We start from the raw sequence: 17833 nt of genomic DNA on the forward strand, positions 1-17833 counted from the left end.
TTTACTTACCAAGCCTAACTGGTCAACTTGTCGTGGGGGAGGCATCTGACATGCGCACACAAGTCGTCATCATCGGCGGCGGGCCGTCCGGGCTGCTGTTGGGCCAGCTTCTGCACCGCAACGGCATCGAGGCCGTGGTGCTGGAACGCAAGACGCGGGACTATGTGCTGGGCCGCATCCGCGCGGGCGTGCTGGAAACCGGGCTGGTGCGCCTGATGGAGGAAGCCGGCGTCGCCGACCGCCTGCACCGCGAGGGCTTCGTCCATGACGGCACCCAGGTCGCCTGGGACGGCGGCATGTTCCACATCGATTTCAAGGACCTGACTGGCACGCCGGTGATCGTCTACGGTCAGACCGAGGTCACGCACGACCTTTACGACGCGCGCGAGGCGGCAGGCGCCGAGACGGTCTTCGAGGTGGACGATGTCGTGATCCACGACGCCGACACCGACCACCCCCATGTCACCTATACCCGCGCGGGGCAGAGCCACCGCATCGACTGCGATTTCGTGGCGGGCTGCGACGGCTTCCACGGGGTCAGCCGCCAGGCCATCCCGCTGGGCGTGCGTCGGGAATACGAGAAGACCTATCCCTTCGGCTGGCTGGGCATCCTGTCGGAAACCCCGCCGGTCCACGAGGAACTGATCTACGCCAACTCGGACCGGGGCTTTGCGCTCTGTTCCATGCGCAATGCCAACCTGTCGCGCTATTACATCCAGTGCGCGCTGTCGGATCATCCGTCCGACTGGTCCGACGCGGCCTTCTGGGACGAGCTTCGCCGCCGCGTCCCCGCCGAGATCGCCGAGCGCATGGTCACCGGCCCCTCGATCGAGAAATCCATCGCTCCCCTGCGGTCCTTCGTGACCGAGCCGATGCGCTGGGGCCGGCTGTTCCTGTGCGGCGACGCGGCGCATATCGTGCCGCCGACCGGCGCCAAGGGGCTGAACACGGCGGCCAGCGACGTGCATTACCTCTACAAGGGGCTGGTGCAGTATTACCGGGAAGGCGACAGCGAGGGCATCGACCGTTATTCCGAAAAGGCGCTGCTGCGCGTCTGGAAGGCCGAGCGGTTCAGCTGGTGGTTCAGCAGCCTGCTGCACCGCTATCCCCACATGTCGCCCTTCGACCTCAAGATGCAGAAGGCTGACATCGCCTTCCTGCGCGACAACAAGGCCCAGCAGCGGGCATTCGCGGAAAACTACGTGGGGCTGCCCTACTGATGCACACCATCCAGGCAAACGGCGCCGACCTGCATGTGGCGCTTTCGGGGCCCGAGCAGGGCCCGGCAGTGATGTTCTCGAACTCGCTGGGCACCGACCTGCGGGTCTGGGACGAACTGATCCCGCATCTGCCGCAAGGGCTGCGGCTTGTCCGCTATGACAAGCGCGGGCACGGGCTGTCCGAGGAAACCCCCGGTCCCTACAGCATCGAGACGCTGGCGGACGACGCCGCCGCGCTGATCGAGGCGCTGGGCCTGAAAAAGGTCGTCTTCGTCGGCCTGTCCATCGGCGGGCTGATCGGCCAGTCGCTGGCCGCGCGCCGTCCCGACCTGCTGGCCGGACTGGTGATTTCCAACTCGGCCGCGAAGATCGGGGATGCCGCGATGTGGGGCGCCCGGATCGAGGCGATCCGCCGGAACGGGCTGGGCAGCATCGCCGAGCCGACGATGGAGCGCTGGTTCTCGCCCGCCTTCCGGGCCGGGGGGCGGGACGCTGTCTGGCAGCGGATGCTCGCCCGCCAGCCGCAGGAAGGCTACATCGCCTGCTGCGAGGCCATCGCCGGGGCCGACCTGACCGCTTCCGCCCGCAGCTTGGACCTGCCGGTGCAGGTGATCGCGGGCGGCCATGACGGTTCGACCCCGCCCGACCTGGTGCGGGCCACGGCCGACCTGATCCCGGGCGCCCGCTTCGACCTGATCGAGGCGGCCGCGCATATCCCCTGCGTCGAGGCGCCCGGCGCCCACGCGGCCATCCTGTCCCGTTTCCTGAAGGAGATCGGCCATGTCTGATCGCCATGCCCTTGGCATGAAGGTGCGCCGCGAGGTGCTGGGCGACGCCCATGTCGATCGCGCCGAGGCGCAGAAGACCGACTTCGACCGTCCCTTCCAGGAACTCATCACGAATTCGGCCTGGGGCACGGTCTGGGCCTCGGACGGGATCAGCCGGCGCGAACGCTCGATGCTGACGCTGGCGCTGCTGGCGGCCATGGGGAACTGGGAGGAGATCCCCATGCATATCCGCGCGACCGCCCGCACCGGGGCCAGCCCGCAGGACGTGCTTGAGTCCTTCCAGCATGTCGCGATCTACTGCGGCGTGCCAAAGGCCAACCACGCACTGAAGATCGCGCGGCAGACCTATGCCGAGATGCAAGCGGAGGAGGCGAAATGAAACCCGCGGAGTACTACCAGCGCGACCGGCGCATCCACCCGCCGGCGCTGACGCCCGACTACAAGACCTCGGTCGCCCGCAGCCCGCGTTACAGCCTGATCAGCCTTCAGGGCTCGGTGTCCGAAACCACGGGGCCGGTCTTCGGGCACAACGACATCAGCCCGATCGACAACGACCTGATCAAGAACTACGCCAAGACCGGCGATCCCGTCGGGGAACGGATCATCGTCCACGGCCGGGTCCTGGACGAGAACGCGCGGCCCGTGCCGAACACCCTTGTCGAGGTCTGGCAGGCCAACGCGGGCGGCCGCTACCGCCACAAGAAGGACAGCTACCTGGCCCCCATCGACCCGAACTTCGGGGGCTGCGGGCGGACGCTGACGGATGACAACGGTTATTACTTCTTCCGCACGATCAAGCCGGGCGCCTACCCGTGGCGGAACTGGGTGAACAACTGGCGGCCCGCGCATATTCACGTGTCCGTTTTCGGCCATGCCTTCTGCCAGCGCCTGATCACGCAGCTTTACTTCGAAGGCGATCCGCTGATCCCGATCTGCCCGATCGTGCACACGATCCCCGATGCGGATGCCATCGACCGGCTGACGGCCAAGCTGGACATGAACGCGGGCGTGCCGCTGGACAGCATCGCCTATCGCTTCGACATCGTGCTGCGCGGCCGCCGCTCGACGATGTTCGAGAACCGGCTGGAGGGGAACTGATGAAGATCGTGGACGCAAGAAACAACGCGCCGCAGTATCTCAAGGAATCGTCCTCGCAGACGGCCGGGCCTTATGTCCATATCGGATTGGCGCCCGGCGCCGCGGGGTTCCAGATCTTCGACAAGGAACTGGGCTGGGACATCGCCGGCCCCAACGCCAAGGGCGAGCGTATCCGGGTCGAGGGCGTGGTGATCGACGGCATGGGCAGCCCGGTCAAGGACGTGCTGATCGAGGTCTGGCAGGCCAATGCCGAGGGGATCTATGCCCATTCCGAGGTGCCCGGCGAGGTCGAGGAAGGCTTTCGCGGCTGGGGCCGGGTCATCACCGACTTCGAGACCGGCGAATGGGGCTTCGACACGGTCAAGCCCGGCCCGGTCAATGCCCGGCGCAAGATGCAGTCGGGCGTCCACCAGCGGGTCCGGGAAACCCATCCCGACTGGCTGGGCCGCGAGGACGAGACGCACGCGCCGATGGCGCCGCACCTCAACCTCTGGATCGTCGCGCGCGGCATCAACATCGGCCTGAACACCCGGATGTATTTCGAGGACGAGCCCGAGGCGAATGCCGCCGATCCGGTGCTGAACCTGATCGAATGGGAAAACCGCCGCGCGACCCTGATCGCCAAGCGCAGCGAGCGGGACGGCAAGACCGTCTATCGCTTCGACATCCGTCTTCAAGGCGAAGGCGAAACCGTGTTCTTCGATATCTGAGTGCCATGACCGAGACCCCCTGCATCATCTGCGTCGCCATCACCGGGTCGTTGCCGACCAAGGAGAACAACCCGGCGGTGCCGATCACCGTGGCCGAGCAGATCGAGTCCACGCACGAGGCCTTCGAGGCCGGCGCCACCATCGCGCACTGCCATGTCCGCGACGACGAGGGAAAGCCCACCTCGGACCCCGAGCGCTTCGCCGCGCTCAAGGAGGGGCTTGAGAAGCACTGCCCCGGGCTGATCGTGCAGCTTTCGACGGGGGGCCGCTCGGGCGCGGGGCAGGCGCGGGGCGGGATGCTGCCGCTGCGCCCCGACATGGCGTCCCTGTCGGTGGGGTCGAACAACTTCCCCAACCGCGTCTACGAGAACCCGCCCGAGCTGGTGGACTGGCTGGCGTCCGAGATGCTGAAATACGACGTCAAGCCCGAGATCGAGGCCTTCGACCTGTCGCATATCCTGCAGGCCAGGAAGATGGCCGACGACGGGCGGCTGAAGGGCACGCCCTATGTGCAGTTCGTCATGGGCGTGAAGAACGCCATGCCCGCCGACCGCGAGGTGTTCGACTACTACATCCGCACGGTCAGGCGGCTGTTCGGCGAGACCGCGCCCTGGTGCGCGGCGGGCATCGGGCCCAGCCAGATCGTGCTCAATGAGTGGGCGATCTCGTCGGGGGGCCACGCGCGCACGGGGCTCGAGGACAACGTGCGGCTGGACCGCGACCGGCTGGCGCCCTCGAACGCCGCACTGGTGCGCCGCGCGGCGGAGCTGTGCGAGAAATACGGGCGCCCCGTCGCCACCTGGCAGCAGGCGCGGCAGATCCTCGGGCTCAGGATGCCTGCATGACAATGGCGGGCGGCCTCTGGGGGCAGCTTTACGGCGACGCCGGGATGGCGGCGCTTTTGTCCGACCGCGCAGCCATCGCCGCGATGCTGCGGGTCGAGGCCGCGCTGGCCCGCGCCCAGGCGGACCTCGGCGTGATCCCCGACGGGGCCGCCCGACGGATCGTGGCGGCAGCCGAGGGCCTCGATCCCGATCCCGCCGATCTTGCGGCCGGGGTCGCCAAGGCGGGCATCGCCGCCCAGCCCGTCGTCGCCGCGCTGAAGAAGGCCGCGGGCGAGGCGGGCGACCATGCCCATTACGGCGCGACCTCGCAGGACATCGTGGACACGGGTCTTGCCCTGCAACTGGCGCAGGCGCTGGACCTGCTGGCCGGGCGCCTTGCCGCGCTGGAGGAACGGCTGGCCGAAAAGGCCGCCGCCCATGCCGGGCTTCCCATTCCCGCCCGCACCCGCCACCAGATCGCCGCGCCGACGACGCTGGGGGCGAAGATCGCCGTCTGGCAGGGAATGCTGGCCCGGAACACCCAGCGGCTGGAGGAGCTGCGCCCGCGCCTGCTGCTGGTCTCGCTGCACGGAGCGGCCGGGACCAGCACGGCGCTCGGGCCTCAAGCCGACGCGCTGCGGGCGCGGGTGGCGCAGGCGCTGGGGCTGGCGGTGCCGCCCGGCCCCTGGCACGCGGCCCGCGACGGGATGGCGGAACTGGCCGGGTGGCTGTCCCTGGTGACGGGGGGCTTGGGCAAGATGGGCCTCGACCTGATCCAGCTTGGGCAAAGCGAGGTGGGCGAGGTCACGGCAGGAACGGGCGGCGGATCCTCCACCATGCCGCAGAAGGCCAATCCCGTCGCGCCCGAGGCGCTGGTGACGCTGGCCCGGCTGAACGCGGGCGATGTCGCCGGAATGCACCAGGCGCTGATCCATGCCCAGGAGCGCGACGGCACTGCGCTGGGGCTGGAATGGAACATCCTGCCCTTCATGCTGGAACGCACCGCCGCCGCGCTGCGGATCGCGGGGGAACTGGGCGAAACCCTGGCCCCCGTGCCCGATCGCATCGCCGCCACCTTTGCCGCCGACCGCGGCCGCATGTGCGCCGAGGCCGCCGGCTTCCTGCTGGCCCGCCGGATGCCGCGCAGGCAGGCGCTTGACACCGTGGCCGAGGCGCTGGCGCAGGTCGCGGCGGACGACAGCCTCACGCTGGCCGGGGCGCTTGCGCGCCTCGCCCCCGGAACCGACTGGGCAAGGGAACTCGACCCCGCCCGGATCGCGCAACCATGACGATCTCACTGGGAGGAGAGACCATGATCAAGACCCTGCTTGCGGCCACCGCCGCCACGCTGGCGCTGACCGCATCGGCAAGCGCCGCCGACGTGACGCTGCGCGTCCACCATTTCCTGTCGGCCGACGCGCCGATGCACACCGAGGTGCTGGTTCCCTGGGAAAAGGCCGTCGAGGAACAGTCCGGCGGCCGGATCGACGTGCAGATCTTCCCGTCGATGCAGCTGGGCGGCAAGCCGCCGCAACTGTTCGACCAGGCGCGCGACGGCATCGTGGACGTCAGCTGGACGCTGCTGGGCTATACCCCCGGCCGCTTCCCGCTGGCCGAGGTGTTCGAGCTGCCCTTCATGTCCGGCACCGCCGCCCAGACCACGGCCGCGCTGCAGCAGTTCCAGGCGAAATACCTGGGCGACGAGATGCGGCAGGTGCACCCGCTGCTGCTGCACGCGCCCGCCGGCTACAAGTTCCACATGACGGGCGAGCCGATCGACTCGCTGGACGACCTGAAGGGCAAGAAGATCCGTGCGCCCTCGCGCGCGATGACCGAGGCGCTGAACGCGCTGGGCGCGACGGCCGTGGGGATGCCCGTGCCCGAGGTTGCGCAGGCGCTGACCACCGGCGTCATCGACGGCGCGCAGATCCCGTGGGAGGTCGTGGGTTCCCTCCGCGTCGAGGAGATCACGAAGTCCCATTCCGAGATCGGGTCCGAGAACGGCGGCATGTCCACCTCGGTCATGGCGCTGGTGATGAACCGGGCCAAGTACGACAGCCTGCCGGACGACCTGAAGAAGGTGATCGACGACAACTCGGGCGCCAAACTCGCGGCGCTGGCGGGCGAGGCCTTCGACCGCGTCGAAGCCGAGGAGCGGCAGAAATACGTGACCGCCGGCGCCGCGATCAACGTGATCCCGGAAGCCGAGCTGCAGCCCTGGCGCGACGCGACCCAGCCGGTGCTGGATGCCTGGGTCAAGCAGACCACGGATGCGGGCCAGGACGGGCAGGCCATGCTGGACGACGCCAAGGCCATGCTGGCCGCAGCCGGCGCAAAGTGAGGGAGAGGGGCATGGCCGAGGCCGAACCGCTGACCGAACACCCCCACCCGGTCCCCGTGCCGGGGTGGCTGGTCGCGCTTTGCCGCTGGTTCGCCGTCATCGGCGGACTGGTGCTGCTGGGAATGATGATCATGACCGTCGTCAGCGTCACCCGGCGGACGCTCTTCGGCGCCCCGATCCCCGGTGACTTCGAGATGGTCGAGCTCGGCTCGGCCATCGCCGTCTTCTGCTTCCTGCCCTGGTGCCAGATCACCGGCGGCAACGTTCTGGTCGACTTCTTCACCATGAAGTCGGGCCCGCGCACGAACCACCTGCTCGAGGCGCTGGGCGACCTGACCTACCTGCTGATCGGCGCGCTGATCCTGTGGCGCATGATCCCCGGCGCGATGGAGTTCCACGACTACGGCGAGCAGACGATGGTGCTGCGCATCCCGATCTGGTGGGCCTTCACCGTCATCCTGCCGGCCATGGCGCTGCTGATCGTGACCATCTTCTTCACCCTTGCCGGCCATCTGAAGGAGGCGCGCGCATGACCGGGATTGCTGCCGGACTGACGGGCTTCGCGGTCCTTCTGGCGTTGATGGCGATCCGCATCCCGATCGCCGTCTCGATGCTGGCGACGGGGGTGGTCGGATACGGGCTGGTCAACGGCTGGTCGCCGCTGCTCGCCTATCTGAAGACCAACACCTATTACCAGTTTTCGACCTATTCGCTGTCGGTGATCCCGCTGTTCGTCCTGATGGGTGAATTCGCGACCCGCGCGGGGATGAGCCGGGCGCTTTACCGCGCGGCGGCGGCCTTCCTGGGGCAAATGCGGGGCGGGCTGGCGATGGCCTCGATCGGGGGCTGCGCGGCCTTCGGGGCGATCTGCGGGTCGTCGCTGGCGACCGCCGCCACGATGGGGCAGGTCGCGCTGCCCGAGATGCGGCGCTACAACTATTCGGGCGCGCTTTCGACCGGCTCGCTGGCGGCAGGGGGCACGCTGGGCATCCTGATCCCGCCCTCGGTGATCCTTGTCCTTTACGCGCTGATGACCGAGCAGAGCATCGCCAAGATGTTCGTGGCCGCCATGATCCCCGGCGTCATCGCCGCCGTGGGCTACATGATCGCGGTCGCGGTCTTCGTGCGGCTGCGGCCCGACGCCGGCCCCGCCGCGCCCGCCGCAAGCTGGTCCGAGCGGCTTGCCGCGCTGAAGGAAACCTGGTCGATCATCCTCATCTTCACCCTGGTCATCGTGGGCATGTACCGCGGCTGGTTCACGCCCACCGAGGGCGCGGCCGTGGGGGCCTTCGGCGCCTTCGTGCTGGCGGTGCTGCATGGGGGGATGCGGCTGCAGGGGCTGATCGCCTGCCTTCAGGGCACGGCCAAGACCTCGGCCATGATCTTCCTGATCATGCTGGGGGCCGAGATGTTCAACGCCTTCCTGTCGGCCACGCAGACGCCCATGCTCGCCTCGCAGATGATCGTCGACTCGGGGCTGTCGCCGATGTTGGTGCTGCTGGCGATCCTGCTGCTGTATCTGGCCATGGGCTGCGTCATGGATTCGATGTCCATGCTGCTGCTGACCATCCCGATCTTCTATCCGATCATCGCCGGCCTGGATTTCGGCATGAACCGCGAGGACACGCTGATCTGGTTCGGCATCCTTGCCGTGGTGGTGGTCGAGGTGGGGCTGATCACGCCGCCGGTCGGGATGAACGTCTTCGTCATCAACGGCATGGCCCGCGACGTGCCCATGTGGGAAAGCTTCAAGGGCGTGATGCCCTTCCTGATCTCGGACATCATCCGCATCGGGTTCCTGATCGCCTTCCCGGTGGTCACACTGGGTCTGGTCCGCGCCTTGGGTTGAGGGGGCGGGCCCGTGCCGACGGCGCGGGCGCCCGGCGCAGCGACAAGGGCCGAAGCGCCTCGACGCGCCGCCCGCGCGGCCTGACGGCGGCATGATCCCGGCAGCCCATGCCGATCGCACGGGCGAGCCGGGGCACTGGCAGGACGGGCCCCGCCATGGCGGGGCCGCCGTCAAGGCGAGCAACGACTTCTTCCTGGACCGCGGCGGCCTAGCGGGCGAGCCAGCCTCCATCGACGTTCAGCACCGCGCCGTTGATATAGTCGGAGGCGGGCGCGGACAGGAACACGGCGGTCTGGCCGATATCCTCGGGGCGGCCCCAGCGCCCTGCGGGGATGCGATCCAGGATCGCCTTCGACCGGTCCGGGTCGGCGCGCAGGGCTTCGGTGTTGTTTGTCTCGATATAGCCCGGCGCGATGGCGTTGACGTTCAGCCCGCGTGCCGCCCATTCGTTGGCCATCAGCCTGGTCAGCCCCGCGACGCCGTGCTTGGACGCGGTATAGGACGGGACCCGGATGCCGCCCTGAAACGACAGCAAGGACGCGATGTTGACGATCTTGCCTCGCCCGCGCGGCAGGGCCGCCTTGGCGAAGGCCTGGCAGGTGAAGAACAGGGCCTTGAGGTTCGTGTCCATCACCTCGTCCCAGTCGGCTTCCGAGAAATCGACGGCGTCGGCGCGGCGGATGATGCCGGCATTGTTCACCAGGATGTCGATGCGCTCGGACGCGAACACGTCGCGCGCGGCCATCGGATCGCTGAAGTCCAGCCGCATCTGCCTGCCGCGTCCCATCAGCGCCAGCGTCTCGTCGCAATCGCGGCGGCCTGCGGCGATGACCTCGGCCCCGGCCTGCGACAGGGCGACGGCGATGGCCTGGCCGATGCCGGTATTGGCGCCGGTGACAAGCGCCGTCTGCCCGTCCAGCGAAAACGGGTTCACCGCAGATCCTCCGGCTGGATGAAGTCCATGTCGGTGTAATCCACGTTGTCGCCCGCCATGGCCCAGATGAAGGTGTAGCCGCCGATGCCCGCGCCGGAATGGATCGACCAGGACGGCGAGATCACCGCCTGTTCGTTGGCAACGAACAGGTGCCGGGTTTCCTGCGGCTCGCCCATCAGGTGCAGCACGCGCGCCTCGGGCGCCATGCCGTGATACAGATAGGCCTCCATCCGCCGGTCATGGACGTGGGAGGGGATGGTGTTCCAGACGGACCCGTCCTCCAGCGTGGTATAGCCCAGCACAAGCTGGCAGCTTTCCATGACCAGCGGGTGGATGAACTGCCGGATGGTGCGCTTGTTGGACGTTTCCACCGCGCCGGTCTTCATCTCCTTCGCGTCCTCGACCGTGATCAGCCGGCAGGGCAGTTCCCGGTGCGCGGGGCAGGAAGTGATGTAGAACCGCCCCATGCCGCTGAAGGTCACCTCGCCGGACCCCATGCCCAGGTAAAGCACGTCGCCCTTCTTCATCTCCCATGTCTGGCCCGCCGCCGTGACCGATCCGGCCTCGCCGATGTTGACGATGCCCATCTCGCGCCGTTCCAGAAAGCTCGCGGTTCTGGTTTCGGCGATCCTGTCCAGCGTCAGGTCGGCGCCGCTCGGCACCGCGCCGCCCAGCACGAAACGGTCGTAGTGGGTATACACCAGCCGGATCTGGCCATCCGCGAACAGGCCCTCGGTCAGGAAATGCCGGCGCAGGTCCGCCGTGTCCATGCGTTTCGCATGATCGGGATGGATCGCGTGGCGGGTTTCGACATGGGTGGTCATCGCAGGGCCTTTCACAGGAAATCGTCGCGGCGGGGGGTGAAGCTGTCGATCAGCTCTCCTCCCTCCAGGCAGGTGCAGCCGTGTTCGGCATTCGAGGGAATGACGAAGGCATCGCCCGGCCCGACCTCGAAGTCGCGGCCGTCCACGGTGAAGCGGTAGCGGCCCGACTGCACATAGGTCGATTGCACATGGGGGTGGCTGTGCAGCGCCCCCCGGTCGCCCGCCCGGAAGGCGAAGCGGACGACCATCAGTTCGGGGGAATGGGCCAGAACGGTGCGGACGGGATCGCTCATTTGAAGACGCTCGGCAGCCAGAGGGACAGGGCGGGGACATAGGTCACCAGCAGCAGCACGACGAGGCCCGCGGCATAGAAGGGCCAGACGCTGCGCATCGCCTCCCAGATCGAGATGCGGGCCACGGCGGCGGCGACGAACTGGACGGGGCCGAGCGGCGGGGTGTTCAGCCCGATCCCGAGGTTCAGGATCATGATGACGCCGAAATGCACCGGATCGACGCCGAAGGCCGCCACGACCGGCAGGAAGATCGGCGTGGTGATGATGATCAGGGGCGACATGTCCATGAAGGTGCCCAGGACCAGCAGCACGATGTTGATCATCAGCAGGATCACGAAAGGATTGCTGGATACGGACTGCATCCAGTTCAGCGAGATCTGCGCCACATGCAGATAGGCCATCAGCCAGCCGAAGGCCCCCGCCATGCCGATGATCAGCAGCACCATCGCGGTGGTGCGCACCGCCTGCTGGGTGGCGTGGACGAAGTCCTGCCAGGACATGCTGCGATAAACCAGAACCGTCACCAGCAGCGCGTAAAGCACCGCGACGCAACTGCTTTCGGTCGCGGTGAAGACGCCCGACCGGACGCCGCCGAAGATGATGGCGATCAGCAGCATTCCCGGCAGCGACTGCACCAGGAAGTAGCCCGCGCGCGCGAAGCCGGGGAACGGTTCGGTCGGATAGCCGCGCTTGCGGGCGACCAGATAGGCGGTGAAGGACAGGGCAAGCGCCAGCAGCAGGCCCGGAATGATCCCGGCGGTGAACAGGTCGGCAATCGAGATCCGCCCCCCGCCCGAGATCGAATAGATGATCATGTTGTGGCTGGGCGGAAGAAGCAGCGCGATCAGCGCCGCCATCGAGGTCACGTTGACCGCATAATCCGCGCCGTAGCCGCGTTCCCTCATCTGGGGAATCATGATGCCGCCGACGGCTGCGGCCTCGGCCACCGCCGACCCGGAGATGCCGCCGAACAGGGTCGATGCGGCGATGTTCACCTGTCCCAGGCCACCCCGGACATGGCCGATCAGCGAGCCGGCGAACTGGACGATCCGGGCGGCGATGCCGCCGCGCACCATCAGGTCGCCGGCGAAGATGAAGAAGGGAATGGCCATCAGCGTGAAGACCGAAATCCCCGCCGAAAGCCGCTGGAACACCACGAGCGGCGGCAGGCCCAGATAGCCGACGGTGGCAAGGCTCGAGATGCCAAGGCAGAAGGCGATCGGCGTGCCGATCAGCATCAGAAGGGTGAAGACGCCGAACAGGATCAGGTATTCCATATCAGGCCTCGGTCATCAGGATGTCTTGGGCATCGGGCGCAGCCTCGACCTTGCGGCCGGACAGGCGGATCAGCAGGTGTTCCAGCACGAACAGCGTCATCAGCACGCCGCCCGCGAACAGCGGCATGTAGCCGAAGCCCCCCGGCAGCCCGATCACCGGCAGGGACGATCCCCAGGTCCTGGCCATCAGTTGCCAGCCATAGACCGCCATGCCGATGCTGAAGGCCAGCACCGCCAGGTCGGACAGCGCCCGCAGCCAGTTCCCCGCCCCTTCGGGCAGGAAGAACAGCAGCACGTCGAAGCCCATGTGGAAGCTTTCATGGACGCCGACCGCCGAGCCCAGGAAGATGAACCAGCTCATCAGCAGGATCGCCACAGGCTCGACCCACAAGAGGCTGTCGTTCACGACATAGCGCATGAAGACCTGCGCAAAGACGATAACGGTCATCGCCACAAGTCCGGTGCCGGCCAGCGCAAGGCTGATGCGGGAAAGCCAGGCGTTCAAGCGCGACAACGCGGCGATGCTGCCGTGCATGGCGTCACCCCTTCGGTTGCGTGAAAGGAAAGGCCCGCGGCAGGAACCGCGGGCCGATGCGTCACTTGGTCGCCTGGATGCGCTTGACCAGGTCTTCCGCCTCGGGGGTGGTCACGTATTTCTCGTAGACGGGGGCCATCGCCTCGATGAAGGCGGTCTTGTCCACGTCCTTGATGACCTCGGCGCCCGCCGCCACGACCTTTTCCTCGCTGGCCTTTTCCTGTTCGGCCCACAGCTTGCGCTGCAGCGTGGCCGAGTTCCTGGCGGCCGTCCGCATGATCTCCTGATCCTCGGGGGACAGCTTCTCCCAGGTGGTTCTGGACACGGCGACCAGTTCCGGGACCATCAGGTGCTGGTCCAGCGTGAAATACTTGGCGACCTCGGCATGGCCCGAGCTGTCATAGGACGGGAAGTTGTTCTCGGCCCCGTCGATCACGCCCGTCTGGATCGAGGAATACACTTCGCCGTAAGGCATGGGGGTGGCGTTCGCGCCCAGGGCCGACATCATGTCCACGAAGACGTCGTTCTGCATGACGCGGAACTTCATGCCCTTCAGGTCTTCTATCGTCTTGATGGGCTTCTGCGAGTTGTAGAAGTTGCGCGCCCCGCCATCGTAATAGGCCAGCGCGATCAGGTCCTTTTCGGCGAAGTCCTCGGCGATCTCCTCGCCGATGGGGCCGTCCATGACCGCGTGCTGGTGTTCGGGCGAGGTGAACAGGTAGGGCAGCGACATCAGCTGCGTGACGGGCACGATGTCGTTGAACGACCCGAAGGAGGCGCGCACCATGTCGATCACGCCGAACTGGGTCTGCTCGATGGTGTCCTTTTCCTCGCCCAGCTGGGACGACGGAAAGACCTCGATGCAGATGCGGCCGCTGGTCTTTTCCTTGACCTCGGCGGCCATCGCCTTGACGCCCTCGACGGTCGGATAGCCGTCGGGATGGGTGTCGGACGAGCGCAGCGTCGTTTCGCATTCGGCCGAGGCGGCGGTGACGACGGCGGCCGACAGAAGCAATCCGGCAAGGGTGGTGGTGACGAACTTCATTGTATCCTCCCGTTGGTGAAGTTCAGAGTTTGTAGGCCTTCTTGGCGAGCCCGTAGGTCAGCTGGTGCGCAAGGTCGGGCGCTTCCTCCTCGTGAAGGCGTCCGGTCGCGACCAGGGTGGCAAGGAAGGCGCAATCCACCCGCCGCGCGACATCGTGGCGCGCGGGGATCGAGCAGAAGGCCCGGGTGTCGTCGTTGAACCCGACGGTGTTGTAGAAGCCGGCGGTTTCGGTGGTCATCTCGCGGAACCTGCGCATGCCCTCGGCGCTGTCGTGGAACCACCAGGCGGGGCCGAGCCGCAGGCACGGATAGGCCCCCGCAAGGGGGGCCAGCTCGCGCGCGTAGGACGTTTCGTCCAGGGTGAACAGCACGACCGTCAGGTCGGGGCGCATCCCCACCGCGTTCAGCAGCGGGCGCAGCGCGGCGACATAGTCGGTGCGGCCGGGGATGTCGAAGCCCTTGTCGCGCCCGAACATGGCCATCACCTGATCGGAATGGTTGCGCCGCGATCCCGGATGGATCTGCAGCACCAGCCCGTCCTCGAGGCTCATCCGCGCCATTTCGGTCAGCATCTGGCCGCGGAAGGCGTCGGCCTCCTCGGGCGTGCATTCGCCCTTCAGCGCCTTTGCGAACAGCGCCGCCGCGTCGGACTGCGGCAGATCCTCGGTGCGGGCAGTGGCGTGGCCGTGGTCGGAGGAAGTCGCGCCGAACTCCTTGAAATACGCACGCCGGCCGCGGTGCGCATCCAGGTAGCCTGCCCATGTCGCCGTGTCGAAGCCGGTCTGCTGGCCCATCAGTGCCACGTTCTCGGCAAAGCCGGCCATTTCAGGATCGACAACGCCATCGGGCCGGTAGGCGGTGACGACGCGGCCGGTCCAGCCGGACTCGCGGATCATCCGGTGCCAGCGCAGATCGTCGGTGGCCGCCTCGGTGGTGGCGATCACCTCGATGTTGAAACGCTCGAACAGCGCGCGGGGGCGGAACTCGGGGCGGGACAGGCAATCGGCGATATGGTCGTAATACCAGTCCGCCGTGTCCGCCGACAGGCGCCGGTCGATGCCGAAGACATGCTGGAAGCTGTGATCCAGCCAAAGCCGCGAGGGCGTCCCCGCGAACAGGTGATAATGGCTGGCAAACAGCCGCCAGATCTTGCGTCCGTCCGTTTCGGTCGGGCCGCCGTCCACGCGCGGCACGCCCAGGTCGGTGAGGGCCACGCCCTGCGACGCAAGCATCCGGAACACGTAATGATCGGGCGTCACGAACAACTGCGCCGGGTCGGGAAACGGCTGGTTCTCGGCATACCAGCGGGGGTCGGTGTGGCCGTGAGGGCTGACGATCGGCAGGTCCCGGACGGCCCCGTAAAGCGCCCGCGCAAGGTCGCGCGTCCGCGGGTCGGGCGGAAACAGCCGATCCTCGTCCAGCAGCATCATCCGCGCAACTCCCCCCGAATCGACTTGCGAATAATCTACTCATCTAATATGCCAGTTGTAGTAATGGGTCAATCTCGCGGTTTCGTCATGGTGCAGCCAGACCGATCTGTTTCTGACACTCTGCCCTCGCTGGACGACATGCGGCCGCGCACGGCTACGGACCAGATCTACGAGGCGTTGTACGAACGCGTGGTGGACCTGTCCCTGCCGCCCGGGGCGAGGCTGTCGGAAGCCGAGGTGGCGGCAAGGATGGGGGTGTCGCGCCAGCCGGTGCGGGACGCCTTCTACCGGCTGTCGCAGCAGGGCTTCATCCAGATCCGGCCGCAGCGGGCGACGGTCGTGACCCGGATCTCCGAGGAAGCGATCCGCCGCGCCCATTTCATCCGCGAGGCGCTTGAGGTCGCCTGCATGCGCGACGCCGCCACGCGCCTGACCGAGCAGCAGCACGACGCGCTGGACGATCTGCTGACGCAGCAGGAGACCGCGGTGGCCGCCGACGACCGCAGCCTGTTCCATGCCCTGGACGAACAGTTCCACCATGACATCTGCGATCATTCGGGGCTGAGCTTCGTTTGGACCCTGATCAAGGACAACAAGGGCCACATGGATCGCGCGCGCTATCTGTCGCTGTCCTACAACGCGGCCACGGCCCTTGGCGAACACCGCGTGATCCTGGCCGCGCTTCGGGCGCGCGATGCCGGAACGGCAGTCCGGGCGATCATCGCGCATCTGTCCCGGATCGACGAAACACTGGAACGGCTGCGGATAGAACAGCCCGAAATGCTGGAAAGATAGCCGACCGCCGACCGGCGTCCGCCAGCGCGACGAGGGTGCACTCGTCTCGGCGTTCGCGGGAACCAGTTCTCAGGGGGTGGCGAACCGCCGACACTCGGCAGACGCGGCGGTTCGGCTGGCCTTGAAGTGCTGACGTCGGGAGAGGCCGCAATTCCGGTTGACGTGGTTGGGGACGGAGGAATGGGCGGGAGCGAAGAACCGAAGCGTCTTCATCCGCCGGAGGCGCAGCATCGCCCGTTCTTGTCGCCGGAACGGGGAGGACGATCCGCTCGGGGCGCCCGTGCGGGCGCATCGGTTTCCTCGGAAACTTCAGCCCTCCGTTGCGTTCGACCTCGCCGCTCTGCAGACCGCCGAACTCCTGCACCGCCTCTTGCAGGTGAACTGCGTCACGCCGATTGTCCGCACCGCCTCGGCCACGGCCTAGCCCTGTGACACGGGCCTGGCCTGCCGAAACCTGGCAACGCTCTCCCAAGCTTGTGCTTCTTCCGAAGTGTTCTTCCGTCCTCCATTTGGCTCGAAAGCCCACTTCCGGGAAGACCACTCGGTAGAGGGCAGACCAGCTTGTTCTCCTGTCACCCCTGGTGCACCGGCCGGAAGTCCCGCCCGGGGTCGATCTCCGGCGGCCGGCCGGGCAGGGACAGTTGCGGCAGGCGGGGGGCGGTGCGGCTGATGACCTTGCCGTTGCGCAGCACCAGCAGGCGGGTCGGCTTCTGACGGATCGCCTCCGGCACGTCTGCCGCCTGCAGCAGCACCAGGTCGGCCTTGCAGCCCACGGCCAAGCCGTAGCCCTCTAGCCCCATCGCCCCCGCCGAGTTCACGGTGATGGCGTCGAATAGCCGCGCCTTGTCCTCGATCCCGCCCATCTGCGCCACGTGGACCGCCATGTGCGCCACCTCGAGCATGTCGGCAGACCCCATCGAGTACCACGGGTCCATGCAGCAGTCCTGCCCCAGCGCGACGTTGATCCCCGCCGCCATCAGCTCGCGCACCCGCGTCAGGCCGCGCCGCTTAGGGTAGGTATCGTGACGGCCCTGCAGCATGATGTTGATGAGCGGGTTGGCGATGACGTTCATCCGTGCCTCGGCCATCAGCGGGATGAGCTTCGAAACGTAATAGTTGTCCATCGAATGCATCGAGGTCAGGTGCGACCCCGCGACCCGGCCCTGAAGCCCGTGCCGGACGGTTTCGGCGGCTAGCGTCTCGACATGGCGGCTGAGGGGGTCGTCGGTCTCGTCGCAGTGGATGTCGACCGGCAGCCCGCGCTCGGCGGCAAGCCGGCAGAGCGCCTCGACCGAGGCGCGCCCGTCCTCCATCGTGCGCTCGAAATGGGGGATGCCGCCCACGACGTCGAGGCCCATGTCGAGCGCGCGCTCGAGCGACCGGACGCCCTCGGGCGCGCGGAAATAGCCGTCCTGCGGGAAGGCCACGAGTTGCAGGTCGAGGTAGGGCCTGACGAGGTCGCGCACCTCGATCAGCGCCTCGGCGGTGACGAGGCGCGGGTCCGAGGTATCGACATGGCTGCGGATGAACAGCACGCCCTGCGACACGGCGAGGTCGCAATAACGCAGTGCCCGTTCCACCAGCGCCTCGCGCGCAAGCGTCGGGCGAAGCTCGCCCCACAGCGCGATCCCTTCCAGCAGCGTGCCCGAAAGGTTCATGCGCGGCAGGCCCAGGGACAGGGTCGCATCCATGTGGAAATGCGGGTCGCAGAAGGCGGGGGACAGCAGGCGGCCGGTGCCGTCGATAGCCTCGCCCGCCTCGGCTGGCAGGCTGCGCTCGATCGCGACGATGCGGCCGCCCTGCAGGCCGACGTCCATGCCGGTACGGCCGTCGGGCAGGTTCACTCCGGTCAGGATCGTGTCGAACATGGC

The 17833-nt window shown here is 67.5% G+C and carries 19 protein-coding genes; 11 read left to right on the plus strand and 8 right to left on the minus strand.

Annotated elements, in window-relative coordinates:
• Positions 1–50: 50 nt before the first annotated feature.
• From pobA to CK240_RS01900, 10 genes are read left to right on the plus strand one after another with little or no spacing between them, the layout of a single operon-like run.
• A complete protein-coding gene (pobA, locus tag CK240_RS01855) occupies positions 51–1220 on the plus strand; it encodes a 4-hydroxybenzoate 3-monooxygenase (protein WP_095638621.1) in 1170 nt (389 codons plus the stop codon).
• Positions 1220–2008, plus strand: coding sequence for a 3-oxoadipate enol-lactonase (gene pcaD, locus CK240_RS01860; protein WP_095638622.1), 789 nt, complete (start codon positions 1220–1222; stop codon positions 2006–2008). Before pobA ends, pcaD begins: the two co-directional genes overlap by 1 nt.
• Entirely contained in the window at positions 2001–2387 is a 387-nt protein-coding gene (pcaC, locus tag CK240_RS01865; RefSeq protein WP_095638623.1) for a 4-carboxymuconolactone decarboxylase, read from the plus strand. The genes pcaD and pcaC overlap by 8 nt, the downstream gene beginning before the upstream one ends.
• Positions 2384–3106 (plus strand): protocatechuate 3,4-dioxygenase subunit beta, encoded by a 723-nt coding sequence (gene pcaH, locus CK240_RS01870; RefSeq protein WP_095638624.1) that lies wholly within the window; start codon positions 2384–2386, stop codon positions 3104–3106. Before pcaC ends, pcaH begins: the two co-directional genes overlap by 4 nt.
• Positions 3106–3816, plus strand: a complete 711-nt coding sequence (locus CK240_RS01875; RefSeq protein ID WP_095638625.1) for a protocatechuate 3,4-dioxygenase subunit alpha — start codon at positions 3106–3108, stop codon at positions 3814–3816. Before pcaH ends, CK240_RS01875 begins: the two co-directional genes overlap by 1 nt.
• Before the next feature lie 5 nt (positions 3817–3821).
• The gene (locus CK240_RS01880; protein WP_095638626.1) at positions 3822–4661 is read left to right on the plus strand and encodes a 3-oxoadipate:acetyl-CoA acetyltransferase; all 840 of its coding nucleotides are present in this window, start codon (positions 3822–3824) and stop codon (positions 4659–4661) included.
• Entirely contained in the window at positions 4658–5929 is a 1272-nt protein-coding gene (locus CK240_RS01885) for a lyase family protein (RefSeq protein ID WP_095638627.1), read from the plus strand. The genes CK240_RS01880 and CK240_RS01885 overlap by 4 nt, the downstream gene beginning before the upstream one ends.
• 23 nt (positions 5930–5952) lie before the next feature.
• Positions 5953–6981: a TRAP transporter substrate-binding protein gene (locus CK240_RS01890; protein ID WP_240517243.1), complete on the plus strand. Its 1029-nt coding sequence runs from the start codon at positions 5953–5955 to the stop codon at positions 6979–6981.
• An 11-nt stretch (positions 6982–6992) separates the two neighbouring features.
• Positions 6993–7514 (plus strand): TRAP transporter small permease, encoded by a 522-nt coding sequence (locus CK240_RS01895; protein WP_095638628.1) that lies wholly within the window; start codon positions 6993–6995, stop codon positions 7512–7514.
• Positions 7511–8830 carry a TRAP transporter large permease gene (locus tag CK240_RS01900; RefSeq protein ID WP_095638629.1) on the plus strand — a complete coding sequence of 440 codons (1320 nt, stop codon included), beginning with the start codon at positions 7511–7513 and terminating at the stop codon, positions 8828–8830. Before CK240_RS01895 ends, CK240_RS01900 begins: the two co-directional genes overlap by 4 nt.
• A gap of 208 nt (positions 8831–9038) precedes the next feature.
• Here the strand turns inward: CK240_RS01900 and kduD are convergent, their stop codons facing one another.
• The 7 genes from kduD to uxaC form a co-directional block, all read right to left on the minus strand.
• The gene (gene kduD, locus CK240_RS01905; protein WP_095638630.1) at positions 9039–9764 is read right to left on the minus strand and encodes a 2-dehydro-3-deoxy-D-gluconate 5-dehydrogenase KduD; all 726 of its coding nucleotides are present in this window, start codon (positions 9762–9764) and stop codon (positions 9039–9041) included.
• Positions 9761–10588: a 5-dehydro-4-deoxy-D-glucuronate isomerase gene (gene kduI, locus CK240_RS01910; protein WP_095638631.1), complete on the minus strand. Its 828-nt coding sequence runs from the start codon at positions 10586–10588 to the stop codon at positions 9761–9763. Before kduI ends, kduD begins: the two co-directional genes overlap by 4 nt.
• Positions 10589–10599: 11 nt before the next feature.
• The gene (locus CK240_RS01915; RefSeq protein ID WP_095638632.1) at positions 10600–10881 is read right to left on the minus strand and encodes a cupin domain-containing protein; all 282 of its coding nucleotides are present in this window, start codon (positions 10879–10881) and stop codon (positions 10600–10602) included.
• Complete coding sequence (locus CK240_RS01920; protein ID WP_095638633.1) at positions 10878–12158, minus strand: TRAP transporter large permease; 1281 nt, start codon at positions 12156–12158, stop codon at positions 10878–10880. The genes CK240_RS01915 and CK240_RS01920 overlap by 4 nt, the downstream gene beginning before the upstream one ends.
• 1 nt (position 12159) lies before the next feature.
• Positions 12160–12693 (minus strand): TRAP transporter small permease, encoded by a 534-nt coding sequence (locus tag CK240_RS01925; RefSeq protein ID WP_095638634.1) that lies wholly within the window; start codon positions 12691–12693, stop codon positions 12160–12162.
• 61 nt (positions 12694–12754) lie between these two features.
• Positions 12755–13738, minus strand: coding sequence for a TRAP transporter substrate-binding protein (locus CK240_RS01930; RefSeq protein ID WP_095638635.1), 984 nt, complete (start codon positions 13736–13738; stop codon positions 12755–12757).
• 22 nt (positions 13739–13760) lie between these two features.
• Positions 13761–15167: a glucuronate isomerase gene (uxaC, locus tag CK240_RS01935; protein WP_095638636.1), complete on the minus strand. Its 1407-nt coding sequence runs from the start codon at positions 15165–15167 to the stop codon at positions 13761–13763.
• Positions 15168–15305: 138 nt separating this feature from the next.
• Between uxaC and CK240_RS01940 the strand changes: the two genes are divergently transcribed.
• The gene (locus tag CK240_RS01940) at positions 15306–15962 is read left to right on the plus strand and encodes a GntR family transcriptional regulator (RefSeq protein WP_240517244.1); all 657 of its coding nucleotides are present in this window, start codon (positions 15306–15308) and stop codon (positions 15960–15962) included.
• A 572-nt stretch (positions 15963–16534) separates the two neighbouring features.
• On the opposite strand, the gene CK240_RS01950 is transcribed toward CK240_RS01940, so the two are convergent.
• Entirely contained in the window at positions 16535–17830 is a 1296-nt protein-coding gene (locus tag CK240_RS01950; RefSeq protein WP_095638639.1) for an amidohydrolase family protein, read from the minus strand.
• Positions 17831–17833 lie beyond the last annotated feature (3 nt).

It is taken from the genome of Paracoccus salipaludis, from assembly GCF_002287065.1.
GTDB classification, from domain to species: domain Bacteria; phylum Pseudomonadota; class Alphaproteobacteria; order Rhodobacterales; family Rhodobacteraceae; genus Paracoccus; species Paracoccus salipaludis.